This is a genomic window from Pseudomonas sp. NFX183, assembly GCF_047943075.1.
Classification (GTDB): domain Bacteria; phylum Pseudomonadota; class Gammaproteobacteria; order Pseudomonadales; family Pseudomonadaceae; genus Aquipseudomonas.
In genome coordinates this window covers 2939872-2961974 of sequence record NZ_CP181333.1, presented here as the reverse complement: position 1 = coordinate 2961974, position 22103 = coordinate 2939872, and the positions used below count along the sequence as shown (strand labels likewise).

The following is a 22103-nucleotide window of genomic DNA, read 5'->3' as shown; positions in this document are numbered from 1 at the left end:
GATATGCGCCGTCTGACCCGCCCCGGCTGGCCCGGTAACTTGCTGGCCGTGGTGGCCGGCGCCATCACCACCCTGGCGCTGGCGCCGTTCGATCTGTGGCCATTTGCACTGGTGGCGGTCGGGTTGTTCTATATCGGCCTGCGCGAGCTGACGCCACGTCAGGCCCTGGGCCGTGGCTGGTGTTTCGGCTTCGGCCTGTTTGGCGCCGGCACCAGCTGGATCTACTACAGCATTCACCACTTCGGCGGCGCTTCGGTGCTGCTGGCTGGCTTTTTGATGCTGCTGTTTACCGCCGCCATCGCCTGGTTTTTCGCCCTGCCCGCCTGGCTGTGGGCACGCTGGCTGCGCCGTAATGAAGCACCGTTGGCCGACGCGCTGACGTTTGCGGCGTTGTGGGTCGGCCAGGAGGCCTTTCGCGGCTGGTTCCTCACCGGTTTCCCCTGGCTCTACTCTGGCTACAGTCAACTCGACGGCCCACTTACCGGCCTCGCGCCGCTGGGCGGGATGTGGCTGATTTCCTTCGCGCTGGCGCTGACCGCTGCGGTGCTGTGCAACCTGCCACGCCTGCTGGCGAGCAAGCGCAACGGGTTCATCGGCGCAGGCCTGGTTCTGCTGGTTGCGCCCTGGGCCATCGGCCTGGCGCTCAAGCACCACGCCTGGACCACGCCCTCGGGCGCGCCCCTGACGGTGGCAGCGATCCAGGGCAACGTCGAACAAAGCATGAAGTGGGACCCGGAACAGCTCAATGCGCAGTTGGCGCTGTACCGCGACATGAGCTTCAGCTCCAAGCGTGTCGACCTGCTGGTGTGGCCGGAAACCGCCGTGCCGGTGCTCAAGGATTCCGTCGAAGGCTATCTGGGCATGATGGGCAAGTTTGCTGCAGACCGGCACACGGCGCTGATCACCGGCGTGCCGATCCGCCAGGAAGTGCACCACCAGAAGCGTTTCTTCAATGGCATCACCGTGGTCGGTGAAGGTGAAGGCACCTATTTGAAGCAGAAACTGGTGCCGTTTGGCGAATACGTGCCACTGCAAGACATGCTGCGCGGGCTGATTGCGTTTTTCGACCTGCCGATGTCGGACTTCGCTCGCGGCCCGTCTGACCAGGCGATGCTGCAGGCCAAGGGCTATCAGATTGCGCCCTTCATTTGCTATGAAGTGGTGTACCCGGAATTTGCCGCCGGCCTGTCGGCCCAGAGCGATCTGTTGCTGACCATCAGTAATGACACCTGGTTTGGCCGCTCCATCGGCCCGCTGCAACACCTGCAAATGGCGCAGATGCGCGCATTGGAAGCTGGTCGCTGGATGATTCGGGCGACCAACAACGGCGTTACCGGCCTGATCAACCCGTTTGGGCAGATCACCGCGCAGATCCCGCAGTTCGAGCGCGGGATCCTGTACGGCGAAGTGGTGCCGATGCACAACCTCACGCCGTACCTGCAATGGCGCTCATGGCCGTTGATCATCGTGTGCCTGGGGCTGTTTGGCTGGGCGTTGCTGGCGGGGCGGATGTCCAAGACGGTCTGACAGACAAACCCAAAATCAATGTGGGAGCGGGCTTGCTCGCGAATAGGGTGCATCAGCTAACGAACATGCTGACTGACGCACCGCTTTCGCGAGCAAGCCCGCTCCCACATAGGCCCACCGCACCGTTGATTTACGGTGTTATCGATAAAACACCCGATACCCCACCTGCCCCACCGCCTCATTGATCAACTGCCCGCTGCGCCACACCGACACAAACTCGGGCATCCAGCCGCCGAGCGGCCGGGCATTGTCCACGCCCAAAAACCCCACCGGCGCCGGCACCACAGTGAAGCCGGCCTTCTCAAAACTCCACACCGCGCGCGGCATGTGCCAGGCCTGGGTCACCACCACCACGCGCTTGATGCCTTGGGGCAGCAGTATCTCGGCACTCATCTGCGCGTTTTCCCAGGTAGTACGGCTGCGTTCTTCCTTCCAGCGCACCGTCACGCCGAAGTCATCCTGCATCGACACGGCCATCAACTGCGCCTCACTGGGCGGCGTGCCGTAGTGCAAGCCGCCGCTGGTCAATACCGGCAACCCGGAGGCCTTGGCCAGTCGCGCGGCATACCGCTGGCGCTCAAGGCCGATGCCGGTGGGCTGATCACTGCCCCAGGCCGGATCACCGCGTTCGCGCCCGGAGCCCAGCACCACAATGGCATCGGCGCGCTGCGCCAGCGTTGCCCACGCGTCACCCGCCAACGGTGGCTCGGTTTCCAGCGCATGCGCGCCCCATTGCACCATCACCGGCAGGCTGATCAGCCACATCCCGCCCAACCCCACCACAAAGCAAAACCCGGCCAGGCGCGGACGGCTTTTACGAAACCACCAGGCAAACACCAGCAGCAGCAAAAAAATGCCGGGCGGCAAGAGCAATTGTTTAATGAAATAACGAAAAGGCATCGGGCATCTCCAAAGATGCCCGAAGCCTAGATGCAACGGGATTTAGCGACAATCTTTACCCACACATTTCGAGAAGGTCACTGGATAACGCGATGTTTCACCGAACGGCCCGAAGCTTTTCGGGGCCGCGACCGGCCGCCACATCCTTCAACCAGATTACCTTGGCCGAACGTGATGGCGCCTGGGCAGGCGGGGAAGCCTGCCCTTGAGAGGCACGTTGGTGATTCAATTCCAGGTAAACCTTGATCAATTCAAGCTCAGCCTGGCTCAAGCCTCGCAACTCCAATTCCAGAGGCCGTTCATCACGCAATCGGCCTGCGGTTCTGGCGGCATCCAATGCCCGACCCAAACGGTCGATCAGTCCTTGGTACAACTGCGGTTTCGTTAAAGTTCGCTGCGATTCAACCATCCCCTCACCTCATTGAAGATAAGACTCACTCCCCAATAAACAGCGTAGTCCCCGTGGCTGCGCCTGCCCGGCGCCGCGACAGACGGCCCTGCCTGCGCAATCAGGGTTTCCCTCGATAGAGTGGGGTCATGTATGCTACGGCGCTTCCTGTAACTCCACTTCCCGCAGGGTTTGGGCACGGACGCGCCGCTTTTTGGTGTCGATCAACCTGAACGTTGCACCGAAGAGGATTAGGCCACCCCTATTCAGTTCAAAAGTAGCCATGCACGAACAATATCAGCCCCGTGAAATAGAAAATGCCGCCCAAACCTTCTGGGACGAGCAAAAGTCCTTTGAAGTCAGTGAACAGCCAGGCAAGGAGACTTACTACTGCCTATCGATGTTCCCTTACCCCAGCGGCAAGCTACACATGGGGCACGTGCGTAACTACACCATTGGCGACGTGATTTCGCGCTACCAGCGCATGCTCGGCAAGAACGTTCTGCAACCCATGGGTTGGGACGCCTTCGGCATGCCGGCGGAAAACGCCGCGATGAAAAACAACGTGGCGCCCGCCAAGTGGACCTACGAAAACATCGCCTACATGAAGACCCAGCTGCGCAGCCTGGGCCTGGCGGTGGACTGGTCGCGCGAGGTGACCACCTGCAAGCCAGATTACTACCGTTGGGAACAATGGCTGTTCACCCGCCTGTTCGAAAAAGGTGTGATCTACAAGAAAAGCGGCACCGTGAACTGGGACCCGGTCGACCAGACCGTACTGGCCAACGAGCAGGTCATCGACGGTCGCGGCTGGCGCTCCGGCGCGCTGATCGAAAAGCGCGAAATCCCGATGTACTACTTCAAGATCACCGCCTACGCGGATGAACTCTTGTCGAGCCTCGACGACCTGCCGGGCTGGCCTGAACAGGTCAAGACCATGCAGCGCAACTGGATCGGCAAGTCCAAGGGCATGGAAGTGCAGTTCCCGTACAACGTCGATTCCATTGGCGTTGCCGGCGCACTGAAAGTCTTCACCACCCGCCCAGACACCCTGATGGGCGCGACCTACGTCGCCGTGGCCGCTGAACACCCGCTGGCCACCCAGGCTGCACAGAACAACCCAGAGCTGCAGGCTTTCATCGCCGAATGCAAAGGCGGCAGCGTGGCCGAAGCCGACGTCGCCACCCAGGAGAAAAAAGGCCTGCCAACCGGCCTGTTCGTCGAGCACCCGCTGACCGGTGAAAAACTGCCGGTGTGGGTCGCCAACTACGTGCTGATGCACTACGGCGATGGCGCAGTAATGGCCGTGCCGGCTCACGACGAGCGCGATTTCGAATTCGCCACCCAGTACGACCTGCCGATCAAATCGGTCGTGCGTACCAGCTCGGGTGATACCAACCCGGCCCCGTGGCAAGACGCCTACGGCGAGCACGGCGAACTGATCAACTCCGGCGAGTTCGACGGCCTGGATTTCCAGGGTGCCTTCGACGCCATTGAAGTGGCACTGATCAAGAAAAACCTCGGTGCCTCGCGCACCCAGTTCCGCTTGCGCGACTGGGGCATCAGCCGCCAGCGCTACTGGGGCTGCCCGATTCCGATCATCCACTGCCAAACCTGCGGTGACGTGCCGGTGCCGGAAGACCAGTTGCCGGTGGTACTGCCCGAAGACGTAGTGCCCGATGGCGCCGGTTCGCCGTTGGCGCGCATGCCCGAGTTCTACGAGTGCGCCTGCCCGAAATGCGGTGCACCGGCCAAGCGTGAAACCGACACCATGGACACCTTCGTCGAGTCCTCGTGGTACTACGCTCGCTACGCCTCGCCGCACTATGAAGGCGGCCTGGTGGAAAAATCCGCGGCCGACCACTGGTTGCCGGTGGATCAGTACATCGGCGGCATCGAACACGCCATTCTTCACCTGCTGTACGCGCGTTTCTTCCACAAGCTGATGCGCGACGAAGGCCTGGTCAGCTCCGACGAGCCGTTCAAGAACCTGCTGACCCAGGGCATGGTGATCGCCGAGACTTACTATCGCCGCGAAGCCAATGGCGCCTACACCTGGTTCAACCCGGCGGACGTAGAGCTTGAGCGTGACAGCAAAGCCAAGGTGATCAGCGCCAAGCTGAAATCCGACGGCCTGCCGGTGGAAATCGGCGGCACCGAGAAGATGGCCAAGTCCAAGAACAACGGCGTCGACCCACAGTCGATGATCGATCAGTTCGGCGCCGACACCTGCCGCCTGTTCATGATGTTCGCCTCGCCGCCCGACATGAGCGCCGAATGGTCCGACTCCGGCGTCGAAGGCTCGCACCGTTTCCTCAAGCGCGTCTGGCGCCTGGCACATGCCCATGTCAGCCAGGGCCTGCCGGGCAAGCTGGACGTGGCGTCGTTGAGCGATGAACAGAAAGCCATTCGCCGCAGCACTCACCTGGCCATTCGCCAGGCCAGCCAGGACGTGGGCCAGAACCACAAATTCAACACCGCCATCGCTCAGGTGATGACGCTGATGAACGTGCTGGAAAAAGCACCGCAGGCGACCGAACAAGACCGCGCGCTGGTCCAGGAAGGCCTGGAAACGGTCGTTCTGTTGCTGGCTCCGATCACGCCGCACATCAGCCATGATCTGTGGAGCCGCTTGGGCCATAGTGGCGCAGTGATCGACGCCGGCTGGCCGGTACAGGATGACAGCGCACTGGTGCAGGACACGCTGCAGTTGGTGATCCAGGTCAACGGCAAACTGCGTGGCCAGATTGATATGCCAGCCAGCGCCAGCCGTGAAGACGTCGAGGCGGCTGCACGGGTCAACGAGAACGTGCTGCGCTTTACCGAAGGCCTGACGATCCGCAAAGTGATCGTAGTGCCTGGCAAACTGGTCAACATCGTCGCCAGCTAATCGGATCGGGCGCAGGGCTTGGGCCCTGCGCCGAACCAAACCTTTAAGGCCTCGATAAGGCCCACATGGTTTCAAGGGGAGCAACAAAATGATCAAACGCAATTTGCTGGTGATGGGCCTCGCTGTGCTGCTGAGCGCTTGCGGCTTCCAGCTGCGCGGCACCGGCACCAATGAACTGAGCATCAAGGAACTGGACGTCAGCGCCCGCAACGCCTACGGCGACACCGTGGTTCAGCTGCGCCAGACCCTGGAAAACAGCGGTGTGCACGTCTACACCGGTGCAACCTACAAACTGGTCCTGGTGGACGAGCAGGAATCCCAGCGTAGCCTGAGCTACGCCAGCGCCGGCCGCGCGTCGGACGTTGAGCTCAATACGGCCGTCAACTATGAAGTACAAGGCCGTGACCACCTGTCATTGATGGCCGACAAGCTCGAAGTCCAGAAAGTTGTGAGCCACGACGGCAACAACCTGGTGGGTTCGGACTCGGAGATCATTCAGGTTCGCAAGGAAATGCGTCGTGAGCTGATCCAGCGCCTGATGGTACGTCTGCAACAGCTGACGCCGGAAAAACTGGCCGCTCTGCAGCAAACCGCCGACAACAAGGCCAAGGCTGACGCCGACGCCCTGAAAGCCGCAAAAGAGTACGAAGACAACACGCCGAAACAATCGCCTGTTGAAGTCCCTGTCGAGTAAGCCAGACGGGGCGCCCCTGGCGCCCCGTTTGCCCCGCCTATGAAGCTCGCCCCCGCCCAACTCGCCAAACACCTGCAAGGTGGCCTCGCGCCTGTCTATATCGTCAGCGGTGATGACCCGCTGTTGTGCCAGGAAGCCGCAGACGCTATTCGCAGCGCCGCGCGCCAGCAGGGTTTCGATGAACGCCAGGTCTTCAGCGCCGACGCCAGTTTCGACTGGGGCACGCTGCTGCAAGCCGGTGCGAGCATGTCGCTGTTCGCCGAAAAACGCCTGCTGGAATTGCGCCTGCCCTCGGGCAAACCCGGGGACAAGGGCGCGGCGGCGTTGATGGAATACTGCTCGCGTCCCGCTGAAGACACGGTGCTGCTGGTCAGCTTGCCCAAGCTCGACGGCAGTGCGCAGAAAACCAAATGGGGCAAGGCGCTGGTAGAGGGACCACAGACCCAGTTCATCCAGATCTGGCCAGTGGACAGCAACCAGTTGCCGCAGTGGATTCGTCAGCGCCTGTCCCAGTCGGGGCTGTCAGCGACGCAAGACGCTGTTGAGCTGATCGCCGCCCGGGTCGAAGGCAACTTGCTTGCTGCCGCCCAGGAGATCGAAAAGCTCAAGTTGATGGCCGAAGACGGGCAAATCACCGTCGAAACCGTGCAAGGCGCAGTGGCCGACAGCGCTCGCTTTGACGTGTTCGGGCTGGTGGACGCGATTCTTAACGGTGAACCCGCCCACGCCCTGCGCATGCTCGAAGGGCTGCGCGGCGAAGGCGTGGAACCCCCGGTGATTCTATGGGCGCTGGCCCGTGAGTTGCGGGTGCTGGCCAATATTTCGCTGCAATACAGCCAGGGCACTCCGCTGGACAAATGCTTCAGCCAGGCGCGGCCACCGGTCTGGGACAAACGCAAACCCCTGATGAGCAAAGCCCTGCAACGGCACTCGGCGCAACGCTGGGCGCAATTGCTGCTGGAAGCGCAACGAATAGACGCGCAGATCAAGGGCCAGGCGGCCGGTTCGCCGTGGATGAGCCTGAGCCGTTTGTCGCTGTTGATGGCCGGCCAGCGCCTGACCTTGCCCGCCGAATAACCTTCTCTCAAAAACATCACAGATCCCATGTGGGAGCGGGCTTGCCCGCGAATGCGGTGGTTCAGCTGACACTTGTAGTGACTGACACGCCGCCTTCGCGGGCAAGCCCGCTCCCACATTTTGATCGTGTACCTTTCCTACACCGCGCCGGGCTTTACAGCGGCGTCACTTCGGCAGATGATTTGCACCGCTTCATCCCACCGACAGAGAGTATCGACATGAGCAAAAAGCCATCCAAGCATGGCCCCAACAAGGCCAAATCCATCATCGCCCAGCCACTGTTCCGCAGCCGTCAAGAACGCGCCGGCAAGGGCAAAGGCAGCTACCGCCGCGAAGCCTTCCAGTCTAATAGCTGGGAGGCTTCTTACTTTCTGGCTGCCTGAAGGCAAGCGCCCCTCCGGCATGATAAGGTCTGTACCTGATTTGTAATCCCTGGACCTGTGCATGCCCTCTAGTCTTTCCCGTCGTTGGCACCTTCGCCAATTGATCGCTGCCTCCAGCCTCATTCTGCTTGTCGCCTGCGCGGAAAAACCCACCGCCGCAGACGCGCAACCCCTGCCAAAACTGCAGACTGTGCCGGCCGTCGCGCCCGCCGTCGTTGCGCCGTTGGCCGTGGACAACCTCGATATCCAACCGACCCAGACCTTTGCCGAATGGCAGGCGGCCTTTCGCGTTGACGCGCTGAAAGCCGGGATCACGCCCGCGGTGTTCGACAACGCCTTTGCCGGCGTCACCCCCGACATGGCGGTGATTCGCGCTGACCGCAGCCAACCGGAATTTTCCCGCCCGGTTTGGGAATACCTCGACGGCGCCCTCTCGCCGGTGCGCGTACGCAATGGCCAAGCGTTGCTGATCAAGTACGCCGACATCCTGCAAAGCATCGAACAGCGCTATGGCGTCGACCGCCAGGCGCTGGTTTCGGTGTGGGGCATGGAAAGCAATTTTGGCCAGTTCCAGGGCAATAATTCGGTGATCCGCTCCCTGGCAACCCTGGCCTACGAAGGCCGTCGCCCGGCATTCGCCCAGGCGCAACTGCTGGCGGCGCTGCAGATCATCCAGCATGGCGACATCCAGGCCGACCAGATGAAAGGCTCCTGGGCCGGCGCGATGGGCCAGACGCAATTTATCCCGACCACCTACAACACCCACGCGGTCGACTTCGACGGTGACGGTCGCCGTGACATCTGGAACAGCCCAGCCGACGCCCTCGCCTCCACGGCGCACTACCTGCAAAGCTCTGGCTGGCAAAAAGGCCAGCCGTGGGGCTTTGAGGTGCAACAGCTGCCGGCCAACTTTGATTACGCCCTGGCAGACGGCGGCGTGCGCAAGACCGTTGCCGAGTGGCTGAAACTCGGTATCCAGTTGCCACCTGGCGCGAGCATGCCGCCCAACGTCGACCAACTGTCCGCCGCCCTGTTGCTGCCGGCAGGCTACCGTGGCCCGGCGTTTCTGGTGCTGGACAACTTCCGCGCCATCCTCAAGTACAACAACTCGTCGTCCTACGCGCTGGCGGTTGGCCTGCTGTCGGAACGGTTTGGCGGCGGTGGTGTGATTCGTGGCGATTGGCCCAAAGATGAGCTGCCACTGAGCCGCTCCCAGCGCATCGATTTGCAGACAGTGCTGAGCGCCAAAGGGTATGACGCGGGCAATGCAGACGGCATCATCGGCGCCAACACGCGCAAGGCGATCCGCGCAGCGCAGCAGTCGTTGGGCTGGCCGGCGGATGGGTATCCGACGGTGAAGTTGCTGGAATCGTTGCAGAGCCGATAGACCTGCAATGGTGGCGAGCGGGCTTGCCCGCGTTGGGCCGCGAAGCGGCCCTGATCACGCAGAATACGGTGTATCAGCTGCGCCTGAGTGGCTGGTTTTGGGGCTGCTGCGCAGCCCGACGCGGGGCAAGCCCGCTCGCCACAAAAAAGGCCCGTGCGGTGGTTTTATCACCACGTCAGGGCTTGAACACTACATCCTGCTCCAACACCACCCGCTGCGCCCCCGCATCCAGCCGTACCAATGCGCCCATCGGCAGCGTCAGGTTCGGGTCGCAGTGCCCACTGCGCCAGCCGGACAACACCGGAATGCACAAAGGTGCAAAGGTCTGCTTCAGCAGTCGCTCCAGCGCTGCTTTATCCACACCCGCCACATCGCCCACCAGCACACCGGCAATCTGCTCCAGCTTGCCCGCCAGGCGCAGGTGAGTCAGCAGGCGGTCGATACGGTAGATCGGCTCGTTGACGTCTTCGATCAGCAAAATGATGCCTTCAGCGTCAATCTCATAAGCCGTGCCCATCACCGCCGCGATCATCGACAGGTTGCCACCCAGCAAGCGTCCACGGGCAATACCCGGCTCAAGGGTGGTCAATGGGTAGGCCACCGGGTGCGCCACTACACTGCCGGCGCCAAGCTGGCCGCGCAGCATGCTGAACAGCGATGACTCCGTGGGCTGTTGCTTGTCGCCCAGCAAATCGGCGTTGAGCATCGGCCCGTGGAAAGTCACGAAGCCCGCGTAGCGGCTGATCGCCAGGTGCAACGCGGTGATGTCGCTGTAACCCACGAACGGCTTGGGGTTGGCGCGCAGCAGGTCGTAATCCAGGCGATCCAGCAAGCGTGGCGTGCCGTAGCCGCCGCGCAGGCAGAAGATGGCATCGATGTCGGGGTCGGCGAAAGCAGCATGAAGGTCACGCAGGCGCACGTCATCGCTGCCTGCGAGGTAACCGTCGCGTTCGTATACACCCGGGAAAATCCGCAGCTCATGGCCACGGGCGCGCATCCATTGCCCGGCTTTTTCAACGTCGAGGGCAGCAGGGCCGGCCGGGGCGATCAGGCCGATGATGCCTTCAGGGCGAAGTGCAGGTACCGCGGCCGCAAGTTGAGTTGTCATCCATGGGTCTCCCTGTATGACGCGAAACGAAATGTGGGAGCCGGCCCCTGTGGGAGCGGGCTTGCCTGCGACGCAAACACCTCGGTTTTCAGTCAAACCGAGGCGATGCTATCGCGGGCAAGCCCACTCCTACATAAGCCCGCTCCCACATTGGATCTGCGGTGTTGCGCACATCGTTATTACGAAACCAGGCTGGCCTTGACCAGCTTGGCCTGCTCGTCAGCGTGGTACGAGGAACGCACCAGCGGGCCGGACGCCACGTTCTTGAAGCCCATTTTGTAACCTTCCTCGGCGAACCAGGCGAAGGTGTCCGGGTGCACGAAGCGCTGCACCGGCAAATGGCTGCGCGACGGCTGCAGGTACTGGCCGAGGGTCAGCATGTCGATGTCGTGTTCGCGCATGCGCTTCATGACTTCGATCACTTCTTCGTCGGTCTCGCCCAGGCCCAGCATCAGGCCGGATTTGGTCGGGATGTGCGGCATCATCTGCTTGAATTTCTGCAGCAGGGTCAGCGACCACTGGTAGTCCGAGCCTGGACGCGCGGCCTTGTACAGGCGTGGCACGGTTTCCAGGTTGTGGTTGAACACATCCGGTGGCTCGGCCGCGGTGATTTCCAGCGCGACGTCCATACGGCCACGGTAGTCCGGCACCAGGGTTTCGAGCATCACGTTCGGCGACAACTTGCGGATCTCGCGAATGCAGTCGGCAAAGTGCTGGGCACCGCCGTCACGCAGGTCGTCGCGGTCTACCGAGGTGATTACCACGTATTTGAGTTTCAGGTCGGCGATGGCGATGGCCAGGCTTTCCGGCTCGTTGACGTCCAGAGGCTTCGGCCGGCCGTGGCCAACGTCGCAGAACGGGCAACGACGGGTACAGATGTCACCCATGATCATGAAGGTGGCGGTGCCGCCGGAGAAGCATTCGCCCAGGTTCGGGCAGGACGCCTCTTCGCACACGCTGTGCAGCTTGTGTTTGCGCAGCAGGGCCTTGATACGGTCGACTTCCGGCGAAACCGGGATGCGCACGCGGATCCAGTCAGGTTTTTTCGGCAGTTCGGTGGTCGGGATGATCTTGACCGGGATGCGTGCAACCTTCTCGGCGCCGCGCAGCTTGACGCCGGCTTCCACCTTGGCACGCGGGGCCGGACGCTCGGTGATGTCCAGCGTCGGGATCATGGTTTGCACTGCATCAGTAGTCATAATCAGTCGATTCCGCCCGTAAGGGTCGTCTGCTCAGCATAGTCGAGGTGTTTGACGAGCTGCGCACGCAGCCGGGCACTTACCTCGGCAAATTTAATCGGTGTGGCGTGATCGCTCAGTTGCGTCATCGCCAACCCTGCATAACCGCACGGGTTGATGCGCCGGAATGGCGCCAGGTCCATGTCCACGTTCAGGGCCAGGCCATGAAAGGAACAACCGTGACGAATCCGTAAACCGAGGGAGGCGATTTTCGCGCCGTCCACATACACACCGGGTGCATCGGGCTTGGCCGCGGCGCTCACGCCGTAACTGGCCAACAGCTCGATCAGGCAAGCTTCCATGCGGCTCACCAGGTCACGTACGCCAAAACCCAACTTGCGCACGTCCAGCAAGAGATAAGCAACAAGCTGACCCGGCCCATGGTAAGTCACTTGACCACCTCGGTCGACCTGCACCACCGGAATATCCCCCGGCAGCAGCAGATGCTCGGCCTTGCCAGCCTGGCCCTGGGTGAATACCGGCGGGTGTTCCACCAGCCAGATTTCATCCGGGGCCGAGCTGCCGCGCTCGTTGGTGAAGCGCTGCATGGCATGCCAGACCGGCTCGTAGGCCATCTGGCCGAGCTCGCGAAAGCCCAGGACCTGAGACATCACAGCACCATGTGCACGAAGCCGGTGGCCCGCAGTTCGCTGTTGATGTCGTAGAGCTGGTCTTGACCGGTCGCAACGATGTGCAACTGGATCGTGGTGTACTTGCCGTTGGAGCTCAAACGCTCGTCCACACGGTTGTCGTTGATCGTCGCGTGTTTACGCACGATCTCCAGAATCTTGTCTTTGTTGCCCACACCCGTATCGCTGATCACCTTGACGGGATAGTCCACGTTAGGGAATTCGATCTTTGGCGCCTTTACTTCTACTTCTTTATCGGTCATGGCGTAACGGCCTCGTAAGCGTAAGCCGTGGCGACGGGCAAAGCCCCGCGTCAGGTCGACGCGGGGCTTTGCAGGTGCACACTTATCAGTTGAACAAGCTGTAGAAGAATAGACGGATGCTATCCCACACGCGGCGGAAGATACCACCTTCGTCGACGGCGTCCAGCGCGATCAGGTCGGCGCTGTGCACCACCTTGTCGTCCAGCTTCACTTCGACTTTACCGATAACGTCACCCTTGGCGATTGGCGCAACCAATTGCGGGTTCATGGTCATGCTGGCAGCGAGCTTTTTCAGCTGGCCTTTAGGCATGGTCAACGTCAGGTCATCAGCCAGGCCGGCTTTGACTTGGTGGGTAGCGCCTTTCCATACCGGGGCTTGAGCCAGCTCAGCACCCTTCTGGTAGAAGGTCTGGGTTTCGAAGAAGCGGAAACCGTAGGTCAGCAGCTTTTGCGTCTCGGCCGCACGGGCCTGCTCGCTGTTAGTACCGAAGACCACGGCGATCAGGCGCTGGCCGTCACGTACAGCAGACGACACCATGCAGTAGCCGGCTTCGTCGGTGTGGCCGGTTTTCAGGCCATCGACAGTCTTGTCGCGCCACAGCAGCAGGTTGCGGTTAGGCTGCTTGATGTTGTTCCAGAAGAACTCCTTCTGGGAGTAGATCGCGTAGTGCACCGGGTCGACGCGGATGATCGCGCGTGCCAGCAGCGCCATGTCGTGAGCCGACGAGTAGTGCTCCGGGTTCGGCAGACCGGTCGGGTTCATGAAGTGGCTGTTGGTCATGCCCAGGTCGCCGGCCGTCTTGTTCATCATGTCGGCAAAGGCGTCTTCGCTGCCGGCGATGTGCTCGGACAAGGCCACGCTGGCGTCGTTACCGGACTGGATGATGATGCCGTGCAGCAGGTCGCTGACAGTCACCTGCGAACCCACCTTGATGAACATCCGCGAACCGCCGGTACGCCAGGCGTTTTCGCTGACGGTAACCGGGTCGTTTTCGCCGATCTGGCCGCGACGGATTTCCAGGGTCGCGATGTACGCCGTCATCAGCTTGGTCAGGCTCGCGGGTGGCAGGCGCTGGTCACCGTTGTTCTCGACCAGCACGTTGCCGCTGGCGGCATCCATGAGGACCCAGGCCTTGGCGGCCAGTTGCGGGGAAGCCGGCACCATTTCAACCGCCCAGGCGGCCGGGGTGATGATCAGCGAAAGAAGCAGGCACGTGCGTTTGGCTAAGGTGGTGATGTTCATCCGTCTCTCGAAATTGCTTATGGAAACTTGCCCTCGCGGGCAAAACTATTCAGACAGCCCGCTGCCAGACTGTCACGTGTTCGGTTGCCCGCTCACCCCTTGCCCCTGGGTTTTTATTGTTCAACGAGCCAACAACCAGGGCCCAGACCCGCGCACGCGCCTGAGCCATCAATCTTTCTTATTCGGCGGTGACCACGCTGGGTTGCCCCAGGTTAGCCAGGCGCACGCTGTTCTGTACTTGCGCCACTTCACTTGGCGAACCAATTGGCCCCATGCGCACACGGTGCAGGGTCTGCTGGTTACGCACGATGGAGCTGATGAAAACCGGCGCATTGACCATGCTGCTCAGCTTGGACCTTAACAGTTCTGCCGCATCCGGGTTGGCGAAAGCGCCGACCTGCAGGTACTGACCGCCCACCGTGGAAGCGCCCGGTGCTGCGTGCGGCACGACCACCGTGTCCGGTGCGTGCTGCGCTGGTGGCGGTGTCCACTGTTCGATCTTGCCGGTTGACGCGGTCACTTGCGGCTGTGGCGTTTGCGGCTCGTTGAGCATCAACGGCGCTGGTTTGCCACGCTGGGCCCAGTACTGCGCCGGGTCGATGCCTTCGACTTTGACGCGCGCGGTGCCGATTTCGGCGTAACCGAGTTTCTTCGCGGCGGCGTAGGACAAGTCGATGATCCGGTCCGAATAGAACGGCCCACGGTCGTTGACCCGCAGGATCACCGTGCGGTTGTTGTCCAGGTTGGTCACGCGTACGTAGCTGGGCAGCGGCAGGGTCTTGTGGGCCGCGCTCATGCCGTACAGGTCATACACTTCGCCGTTGGCGGTGTTCTGGCCATGGAACTTGGTGCCGTACCAGGACGCCGTGCCCGATTGGACGTAGGTCTTGGAATCCTGCAGCGGGAAGTAATTCTTGCCCAACACGGTATACGGGTTGGCCTTGTAAGGCCCGGTGTGCAGGGTCGGCGTGGCATCCGGGATTTTCGACACGTCGACATCCCACCACGGCGCGCCGTCTTTGTGCGCGCGGTTGATGTCCAGGCCCGGCTGGGCGCGGACGATACCGCCACCGCTCTTCTGGGCCGGCGCGCGGCTTTTGGTGGTGGTGGAAGAGCAACTGACAACCAGCAAGGACAACGCGGCAAACGCCACCAGCTTGAGCGGTTTATTGAACGGCGATGCCCGCATTACTTGTTGCCCCGTGCTTGGACCAGCATGTCTGACAGCTGATGCACGGCCATGGCGTACATCACACTGCGGTTATAACGCGTGATTGCGTAAAAATTCTTCAGGCCCATCCAGTATTCCGGGCCGTTTTCGCCTTCCAGGCGGAACGCCGTCACCGGCATATCATCGCGTGGCGCATTCTGACTCGACCAGCCCAGGGCTCGCAACTCCCCGACGGTCTTGACCGGCTCGATTCCCTGGGTCAAACCTTCGTCGGCGCGCTCCCCGGTAACATCGGCCCGGATCACCACCGGCTCGCCGGACACCCAGCCATGGCGCTTGAAGTAGCTGGCCACGCTGCCAATGGCGTCATCCGGATTGCTCCAGATATTGATGTGGCCGTCGCCGTCGAAATCCACCGCGTAAGCACGGAAGCTGCTCGGCATGAACTGCGGCAGGCCCATCGCACCGGCGTAGGAGCCCTTGAGGGTCAGCGGATCGACTTGTTCTTCGCGGGCCAGCAGCAGGAATTCGCGCAGCTCCTTGCGAAAGAACTCGGCGCGCGGCGGGTAATCGAAGCCCAGGGTCGATAAGGCGTCGATCACCCGGTAATTGCCGGTATTGCGCCCGTAAAAGGTTTCAATGCCGATGATCGCGACGATAACCTGGGCCGGCACGCCGTATTCCTGCTCGGCGCGGGCCAGCACGGCTTCATGCTGGCGCCAGAAGTCCACACCCCGCGCCACACGGGCGTCGGTGAGGAACATCGGGCGGTATTCTTTCCACTGTTTCACGCGCTCGGCGGGACGCGAGATCGCATCGAGGATCGCCTGCTTGCGCTGGGCTTCGCGGAACACGCCCATCAGCTGTTCACCGGCGAAACCGTAGTCGCGGGTCATTTCACCGACAAATTCGGCGACCTGGGGTGAGCCATCGTAGTCACCGGCCTGCGCCTCTTGCGTCGCGCCCAGCAGCCCAATCAGGCTCATCCAGGACGCATGCCGAGTCGCCCAGCCGCGCATTACTTGCATTGACATCTTCACCTTATTCAAACCTGTGCGATCCACTTGCGATGCGTGTGAATCGACATCAAAACCCCAAACGCTGACAGCAATGTCACCAGCGAAGTTCCGCCGTAGCTAATGAACGGCAACGGCACCCCAACCACCGGCAGCAGGCCACTGACCATACCGATGTTGACGAAAACGTAAACAAAAAAAGTCATGGTCAGGCTGCCGGCGAGCAGTTTGCCGAACAGCGTCTGCGCCTGTGCAGTGATCACCAAACCGCGACCAATCAACAGCAAATAAATCAGCAATAGCGCGCAAATGCCTACCAGGCCGAACTCTTCGCCCATCACGGCAATGATGAAGTCGGTGTGGCTTTCGGGCAAAAAGTCCAGGTGCGACTGCGTGCCCAGTAACCAGCCCTTACCAAATACTCCGCCGGAACCGATGGCGGCCTTGGACTGGATGATGTTCCAGCCAGTGCCCAGAGGGTCACTCTCCGGGTCGAGGAACGTCAGGATCCGCTGCTTCTGGTAGTCGTGCATAAAGAAGAACCACATGGCCACGGCCACGGGGATGGCGGCCGCCAGCACGCTGAGGATCCAGCGCCAGCGCAAGCCGCCCATAAACAGCACGAACGCGCCACCCGCGAGGATCAGCAGCGAAGTGCCGAGGTCGGGCTGGCGCACGATCAGGATGAACGGCACGCCAATCAAGATCAGGCTGATGCCCACGTGCTTGAGCTGCGGCGGCAAGGTGCGCTTGGACAAATACCAGGCGATGGTTGCCGGCATCAAAATCTTCATGAATTCCGACGGCTGGAAGCGAATCACCCCTGGAATGTTGATCCAGCGCGTCGCGCCCATGGCGTTGTGGCCCATCACGTCCACCACCACCAGCAGCAATACGCCAGCGACATAACCAAGCGGCACCCAGCGCGCCATGAAACGCGGTTCGAGCTGGGCGATCACCACCATCGACAACAGGCCCAGGCCGAACGACGACGCCTGCTTGATCAGCAGGTCCCAGTTCTTGCCGCTGGCCGAATACAGCACGAACAGGCTGCCGGCCGCCAAGGTCAGTAGCAGGATCAGCAACGGGCCATCAATGTGCATGCGCTGCAATAACGTCGCGCGGCGACGCATCACATCCTCGCTGGAGAGGATGCGGTCAAAATTACTCTTCACGGGCCGTAACCTCGGTGCTTGAAGGGGGGCCGCCATATTCGGGCTTGAGCCGGCCGTCGTCGGCCAACAGCCAGGCGTCCATGATCTGGCGCACCACGGGCGCAGCCACGCCGGAGCCGGACTCGCCGTTTTCGACCATCACCGCCACGACGATTTTCGGGTCGTCTGCCGGGGCAAAACCGACGAACAAGGCGTGGTCGCGGTGGCGTTCCTGAACCTTGGAGCGGTCGTATTTCTCGCCCTGCTTGATCGCGACCACCTGCGCAGTACCACTCTTGCCGGCGATGCGGTATTGCGCGCCGGCCGCCGCTTTGCGCGCGGTGCCCCGGGCGCCGTGCATCACTTGCTGCATGCCGTGGTTGACCTTGGTCCAGTCGGACGGGTCACGCAGCACGATGTCGGGAATCGGGTTTTCATCCACAGGCTTCTCGCCTTCGATGGTCTTGGCCAGGTGCGGACGGTTCCAGATGCCTTTGTTGGCAACCAGCGCCGTGGCCTGCGCCAGCTGCAAAGGCGTTGCCTGCATGTAGCCCTGGCCGATACCAAGAATCAGGGTTTCGCCCGGGAACCAGGCCTGGCGACGGGTTGCGCGTTTCCACTCCCGCGACGGCATCAGGCCGGGGGATTCTTCGAACATGTCCAGGGAGACTTTCTGACCCAGGCCGAACTTGCCCATGTAGGCAGACAGCCGGTCGATGCCCAGCTTGTGGGCCAGGTCGTAAAAATAGGTGTCGTTGGAGCGCATGATCGCGGTGTCCAGGTCGACATAGCCGTCACCGGTGCGGTTCCAGTTACGGTATTTGTGATCGTAGTTGGGCAGCATGTAGTAGCCCGGGTCGAACACACGGCTTGACGCGGTGACCACGCCCGAATCCAGGCCGGCAATCGCCACCGCCGGTTTGATGGTCGAGCCCGGCGGATACAGCCCGCGCAGCACGCGGTTGAACAGCGGCCGGTCGATGGAATCACGCAGCTCGGCGTAGGCCTTGAAGCTGATCCCGGTGACGAACAGGTTGGGGTCGAAGCTTGGCTGACTGACCATCGCCAGCACTTCGCCGGTTCTCGGGTCCAGTGCCACCACCGCGCCACGCCGGCCACCCAGGGCCATTTCGGCCGCTTCCTGCAACTTGATGTCCAGGCTCAACACAATGTCTTTGCCCGGCACCGGGTCGGTGCGCTTGAGCACGCGCAGCACGCGGCCGCGGGCGTTGGTCTCGACTTCCTCGTAACCCACCTGGCCATGCAGCTGCGGCTCGTAGAAACGCTCGATGCCGGTTTTGCCAATATGGTGGGTGCCGCTGTAATTCACCGGATCGAGGCTTTTCAGCTCTTTCTCGTTGATGCGCCCCATGTAACCGACGGAGTGGGCAAAGTGCGGCCCTTGCGGGTAATGCCGCACCAACTGCGCCACCACTTCCACACCGGGCAGGCGGAACTGGTTCACGGCGATTCGCGCGATCTGCTCTTCGGTCAGCTCGAACAGGATCGGCACCGGCTCGAATGGCCGGCGCCCCTGCTTCATGCGTTTTTCGAAGATCACCCGGTCTTCCGGCGTCAGCTGCAGCACCTCGACGATCACGTCGAGGACTTGCTGCCAGTCGCCGGAACGCTCGCGGGTCATGCTCAGGCTGAAGCTGGGCCGGTTATCGGCCACCACCACGCCATTACGGTCGAAAATCAGCCCACGGGTCGGCGGAATCGGCTGCACATGCACCCGGTTATTTTCCGACAGCGTGGAGTGATAGTCGTACTGGATCACCTGCAGGAAATACAGGCGCGCAATCAGCACACCGATCAGCCCCACCACCAGAAAGGCGCCGAACACGACCCGCGCGCGTACCAGACGTGCGTCTTTCTCGTGGTCCTTGATGCGGATCGGCTGGGTCATCGGCAGGGGCGCAGATTATTTGTGGTAAGGGTGCCCGGACAGAACTGTCCAGGCGCGATACAGCTGTTCACCGATCAGAATCCTTACCAACGGGTGCGGCAGCGTCAGCGCTGACAGCGACCAACGCTGGTCCGCCCGCGCACAGACTTCCGGCGCCAGCCCTTCGGGGCCGCCGACCATGAAGTTGACCGTGCGCGAATCCAGGCGCCAGCGATCCAGCTCCACCGCCAATTGCTCGGTGCTCCAGGGTTTGCCGTGCACCTCGAGGGTGACGATGCGCTCGTTGGGGCCGACCTTGGCCAGCATGGCTTCGCCTTCCTGACGGATAAAGCGCGCCACGTCGGCATTCTTGCCCCGGGTGTTGAGCGGTATTTCCACCAGTTCCAGCGACAGCTCAGCGGGCAGACGCTTGGCATATTCGTGCCAACCTTCTTCCACCCACTTGGGCATGCGTGAACCGACAGCGATCAGACGCAGGCGCACAGCCGTTCCTTATTCCTGGTCTTTGTTGAGCTTGTCGAAGTGCGCGTGGCCCACTTCCGGGCTGTGGTGCTTGCCATCAGCGGCACGGCTCTGCTCGGCGCCTTTCCACAGACGCTCCAGGTCGTAGAACTGGCGGGCGTTGGACGTCATCATGTGAACAATCACGTCGTCCATGTCCAGCAGCACCCAGTCGCTGTCGCCCTTGCCTTCTTCACCCAGCGGCTTCACGCCCTGGGCTTTGACGGCTTCGCGAACCTTGTCGAGCATCGCGCCGATCTGGCGGTTGGAGGTACCGGTGGCGATGATCATGAAATCGGTGATGCTTTGCTTGTCGCGCACGTCCAGCACCTGGATGTCCTGGGCCTTAACGTCTTCCAGGGCCGCCACGGCGACTTTTACCAGCTCTTCGCCAGCCAGCTCAGGGCCGGTGTGCGCTTCAACTGGCAGCGGGGCGCTTTTGAAAGTGCCTTTGCGCTTAACTTTGCTTACGTCTTTGTTCGTCATATAAAACTCGTTTTGCTCGTATGTTCGGGCGCTTGCTGCACGACTGTGCGTGCGATCAAACGCGCCTTTTCAGTTCGACGCACGGTAAAGCCCGTGCGCATCGATGTAGGCCAGGACCGCGTCAGGCACCAGGAAACGTACCGACTTCCCGCTGGCCAGCAGTTGACGGATCTGGGTGGCGGACACCGCAAGCGGGGTCTGCCAGACGAATGCAATATTCCCGTTTGGCCCGGTCAGGGCCAAGGGGTCACTTACCGACCGCGCGGCCAGCAGGTTGCGCAAGGCATCCGGCGGTTCGCTGTCGGCATCCGGGCGTTGCAAAACCAGGATGTGGCAATGCTGGAGGAGTTCCTCCCAGCGATGCCAAGAGGGCAGGCCGCAAAATGCGTCCCAGCCCAAAAGCAGAAACAACTGGTCGTCTGCGGCCAACTCGGCACGCATCAGTTCCAGGGTATCGACAGTGTAGGACGGTTTATCGCGCTTGAGCTCGTGGTCGTCCACCACCAGCGGCGCAATGCCGTCTACCGCCAGGCGCACCATCTCCAGGCGTTGTTGCGGTGATACCTGCGGCGTATCGCGATGCGGCGGCCGCGCGTTGGGCATCACCCGCAGCTCATCCAGCGCGAGGGCGTCCGCCACTTCCAGGGCACTGCGCAAATGGCCGATGTGCACGGGGTCGAAGGTACCGCCGAGCAGCCCGATGCGTTTAGCCATCAAGTGCGCACGTGACCGTCGCCGAACACCACGTATTTCTCGCTGGTCAGGCCTTCAAGGCCAACCGGGCCGCGTGCGTGGAGCTTGTCGGTGGAGATGCCGATTTCCGCCCCCAGGCCATATTCGAAGCCGTCGGCAAAACGCGTCGAGGCGTTGACCATCACCGAAGCGGAATCCACTTCGTTGAGGAAACGCCGGGCATCGCTGAAATGCTCGGAAACAATGGCATCGGTGTGCTTGGAGCCGTATTTATTGATGTGCTCGATGGCCTGGTCCAGGTCGTCGACGATGCGGATCGACAGGATCGGCGCCGTGTACTCGGTGTACCAGTCCTGCTCTGTCGCCTCGATCACGTCCGCGCCCAACAGCGCACGGGTACGCTCACAACCGCGCAGTTCCACGCCCTTGTCACGGTAGATGGCAGCCAGCGGCGGCAGCACGCGATCGGCAATGCCGACGTGCACCAGCAGGGTTTCCATGGTGTTGCACGGGGCATAGCGGTGGGTCTTGGCGTTGTCGGCGATGCGGATCGCCTTGTCGATGTCGGCGGCGATGTCGATGTACACATGGCACACGCCGTCCAGGTGCTTGATCACTGGCACCTTGGCATCGCGGCTCACGCGCTCGATCAGGCTCTTGCCACCGCGCGGCACGATCACGTCGACAAATTCCGGCATGGTGATCAGCGCGCCAACGGCGGCGCGGTCGGTGGTTTCCACCACTTGCACCACTTCGGCCGGCAGCTCGGCCACGGCCAGGCCCTGCTGAATACAGGCGGCGATGGCGCGGTTGGAATTAATCGCCTCGGAACCGCCACGCAGGATCGTAGCGTTGCCCGACTTGAGGCACAGGCTCGCGGCGTCGATGGTCACGTTCGGGCGCGACTCATAGATGATGCCGATCACGCCCAGGGGCACGCGCATTTTGCCAACCTGGATACCGGACGGCAGGTAACGCATGTCGCGGATTTCACCGATGGGGTCAGGCAGCTTGGCCACCTGACGCAGGCCTTCGATCATGTCGTCGATACGCGCCGGGGTCAGCGCCAGGCGGTCGAGCAGGGCTGGCTCCAGGCCATTGGCGCGGCCATTGGCCAGGTCCAGTTCATTGGCGGCGGCCAGCTCGGAGCGCGAAGCATCCAGAGCATCGGCGGCGGCCAACAGGGCACGGTTCTTCTGCGCAGTGCTCGCACGGGCGATCAACCGCGAGGCCTGCCGGGCAGCGCGACCCAGGCGGGTCATGTAGTCAAGAACGGACTCAGTCATGGTCAGGGAGTCTTGGCAAAGAGGAAAGCGGCAGATTATAGCTGTGACGCCGCCCGACTGACAGCGGTGAGGGGCGGATGGTCGAAATGAACTGTAAAAACTTGGGGTTCAGCGGTAATTAAGGTGGGAGTTGTTATTATTCCGTCACATTTAGCCGCAT

The 22103-nt window shown here is 61.9% G+C and carries 21 protein-coding genes; 6 read left to right on the top strand and 15 right to left on the bottom strand.

Annotated features, from left to right (window positions below):
• The first annotated feature begins 3 nt into the window (after window positions 1-3).
• Window positions 4-1527 carry an apolipoprotein N-acyltransferase gene (gene lnt, locus ACM530_RS13680; protein WP_145162444.1) on the top strand — a complete coding sequence of 508 codons (1524 nt, stop codon included), beginning with the start codon at window positions 4-6 and terminating at the stop codon, window positions 1525-1527.
• Window positions 1528-1665: 138 nt separating this feature from the next.
• On the opposite strand, the gene ACM530_RS13675 is transcribed toward lnt, so the two are convergent.
• Together ACM530_RS13675 and ACM530_RS13670 are read right to left on the bottom strand one after the other, a co-directional pair.
• Window positions 1666-2427, bottom strand: coding sequence for a YdcF family protein (locus tag ACM530_RS13675; RefSeq protein WP_416364957.1), 762 nt, complete (start codon window positions 2425-2427; stop codon window positions 1666-1668).
• Between the two features lie 97 nt (window positions 2428-2524).
• A complete protein-coding gene (locus ACM530_RS13670) occupies window positions 2525-2836 on the bottom strand; it encodes a hypothetical protein (protein ID WP_369302445.1) in 312 nt (103 codons plus the stop codon).
• Window positions 2837-3098: 262 nt separating this feature from the next.
• Here ACM530_RS13670 and leuS point away from each other — a divergent pair, with 262 nt between their 5' ends.
• From leuS to ACM530_RS13645, 5 genes are all read left to right on the top strand, one after another.
• Complete coding sequence (gene leuS, locus ACM530_RS13665; RefSeq protein WP_145162457.1) at window positions 3099-5705, top strand: leucine--tRNA ligase; 2607 nt, start codon at window positions 3099-3101, stop codon at window positions 5703-5705.
• An 88-nt stretch (window positions 5706-5793) separates the two neighbouring features.
• Complete coding sequence (gene lptE / locus ACM530_RS13660) at window positions 5794-6399, top strand: LPS assembly lipoprotein LptE (RefSeq protein WP_145162460.1); 606 nt, start codon at window positions 5794-5796, stop codon at window positions 6397-6399.
• Window positions 6400-6438: 39 nt separating this feature from the next.
• Complete coding sequence (gene holA, locus ACM530_RS13655; protein ID WP_145162463.1) at window positions 6439-7476, top strand: DNA polymerase III subunit delta; 1038 nt, start codon at window positions 6439-6441, stop codon at window positions 7474-7476.
• Between the two features lie 218 nt (window positions 7477-7694).
• Entirely contained in the window at window positions 7695-7859 is a 165-nt protein-coding gene (arfA, locus tag ACM530_RS13650) for an alternative ribosome rescue factor ArfA (protein WP_003176285.1), read from the top strand.
• A gap of 61 nt (window positions 7860-7920) precedes the next feature.
• A complete protein-coding gene (locus ACM530_RS13645) occupies window positions 7921-9246 on the top strand; it encodes a lytic murein transglycosylase (RefSeq protein WP_145162466.1) in 1326 nt (441 codons plus the stop codon).
• A 175-nt stretch (window positions 9247-9421) separates the two neighbouring features.
• Here ACM530_RS13645 and ACM530_RS13640 read toward each other — a convergent pair whose 3' ends face one another.
• From ACM530_RS13640 to ACM530_RS13580, 13 genes are all read right to left on the bottom strand, one after another.
• The gene (locus ACM530_RS13640; RefSeq protein WP_416364956.1) at window positions 9422-10354 is read right to left on the bottom strand and encodes a S66 peptidase family protein; all 933 of its coding nucleotides are present in this window, start codon (window positions 10352-10354) and stop codon (window positions 9422-9424) included.
• Window positions 10355-10533: 179 nt separating this feature from the next.
• Complete coding sequence (gene lipA / locus ACM530_RS13635) at window positions 10534-11553, bottom strand: lipoyl synthase (protein ID WP_090401916.1); 1020 nt, start codon at window positions 11551-11553, stop codon at window positions 10534-10536.
• A 2-nt stretch (window positions 11554-11555) separates the two neighbouring features.
• Window positions 11556-12203, bottom strand: coding sequence for a lipoyl(octanoyl) transferase LipB (lipB, locus tag ACM530_RS13630; RefSeq protein ID WP_064454278.1), 648 nt, complete (start codon window positions 12201-12203; stop codon window positions 11556-11558).
• A complete protein-coding gene (locus tag ACM530_RS13625; protein ID WP_017136054.1) occupies window positions 12203-12484 on the bottom strand; it encodes a DUF493 domain-containing protein in 282 nt (93 codons plus the stop codon). Before ACM530_RS13625 ends, lipB begins: the two co-directional genes overlap by 1 nt.
• Window positions 12485-12569: 85 nt before the next feature.
• Complete coding sequence (locus tag ACM530_RS13620; protein ID WP_106579372.1) at window positions 12570-13727, bottom strand: D-alanyl-D-alanine carboxypeptidase family protein; 1158 nt, start codon at window positions 13725-13727, stop codon at window positions 12570-12572.
• Between the two features lie 178 nt (window positions 13728-13905).
• Window positions 13906-14916: a septal ring lytic transglycosylase RlpA family protein gene (locus ACM530_RS13615; RefSeq protein WP_145162474.1), complete on the bottom strand. Its 1011-nt coding sequence runs from the start codon at window positions 14914-14916 to the stop codon at window positions 13906-13908.
• A complete protein-coding gene (gene mltB / locus ACM530_RS13610) occupies window positions 14916-15926 on the bottom strand; it encodes a lytic murein transglycosylase B (RefSeq protein WP_416364955.1) in 1011 nt (336 codons plus the stop codon). The genes ACM530_RS13615 and mltB overlap by 1 nt, the downstream gene beginning before the upstream one ends.
• A gap of 17 nt (window positions 15927-15943) precedes the next feature.
• Window positions 15944-17047: a rod shape-determining protein RodA gene (rodA, locus tag ACM530_RS13605; RefSeq protein WP_057703348.1), complete on the bottom strand. Its 1104-nt coding sequence runs from the start codon at window positions 17045-17047 to the stop codon at window positions 15944-15946.
• Between the two features lie 31 nt (window positions 17048-17078).
• On the bottom strand, window positions 17079-18977 hold the full coding sequence (gene mrdA / locus ACM530_RS13600) for a penicillin-binding protein 2 (RefSeq protein ID WP_416364954.1): 1899 nt from the start codon (window positions 18975-18977) through the stop codon (window positions 17079-17081).
• Window positions 18978-18992: 15 nt separating this feature from the next.
• Window positions 18993-19460 carry a 23S rRNA (pseudouridine(1915)-N(3))-methyltransferase RlmH gene (rlmH, locus tag ACM530_RS13595; RefSeq protein WP_003176297.1) on the bottom strand — a complete coding sequence of 156 codons (468 nt, stop codon included), beginning with the start codon at window positions 19458-19460 and terminating at the stop codon, window positions 18993-18995.
• 9 nt (window positions 19461-19469) lie between these two features.
• Window positions 19470-19964 carry a ribosome silencing factor gene (rsfS, locus tag ACM530_RS13590; protein ID WP_003215432.1) on the bottom strand — a complete coding sequence of 165 codons (495 nt, stop codon included), beginning with the start codon at window positions 19962-19964 and terminating at the stop codon, window positions 19470-19472.
• Between the two features lie 69 nt (window positions 19965-20033).
• Window positions 20034-20678: a nicotinate-nucleotide adenylyltransferase gene (gene nadD / locus ACM530_RS13585; protein WP_106579377.1), complete on the bottom strand. Its 645-nt coding sequence runs from the start codon at window positions 20676-20678 to the stop codon at window positions 20034-20036.
• Window positions 20678-21943 (bottom strand): glutamate-5-semialdehyde dehydrogenase, encoded by a 1266-nt coding sequence (locus tag ACM530_RS13580; protein WP_369302441.1) that lies wholly within the window; start codon window positions 21941-21943, stop codon window positions 20678-20680. The genes nadD and ACM530_RS13580 overlap by 1 nt, the downstream gene beginning before the upstream one ends.
• Window positions 21944-22103 lie beyond the last annotated feature (160 nt).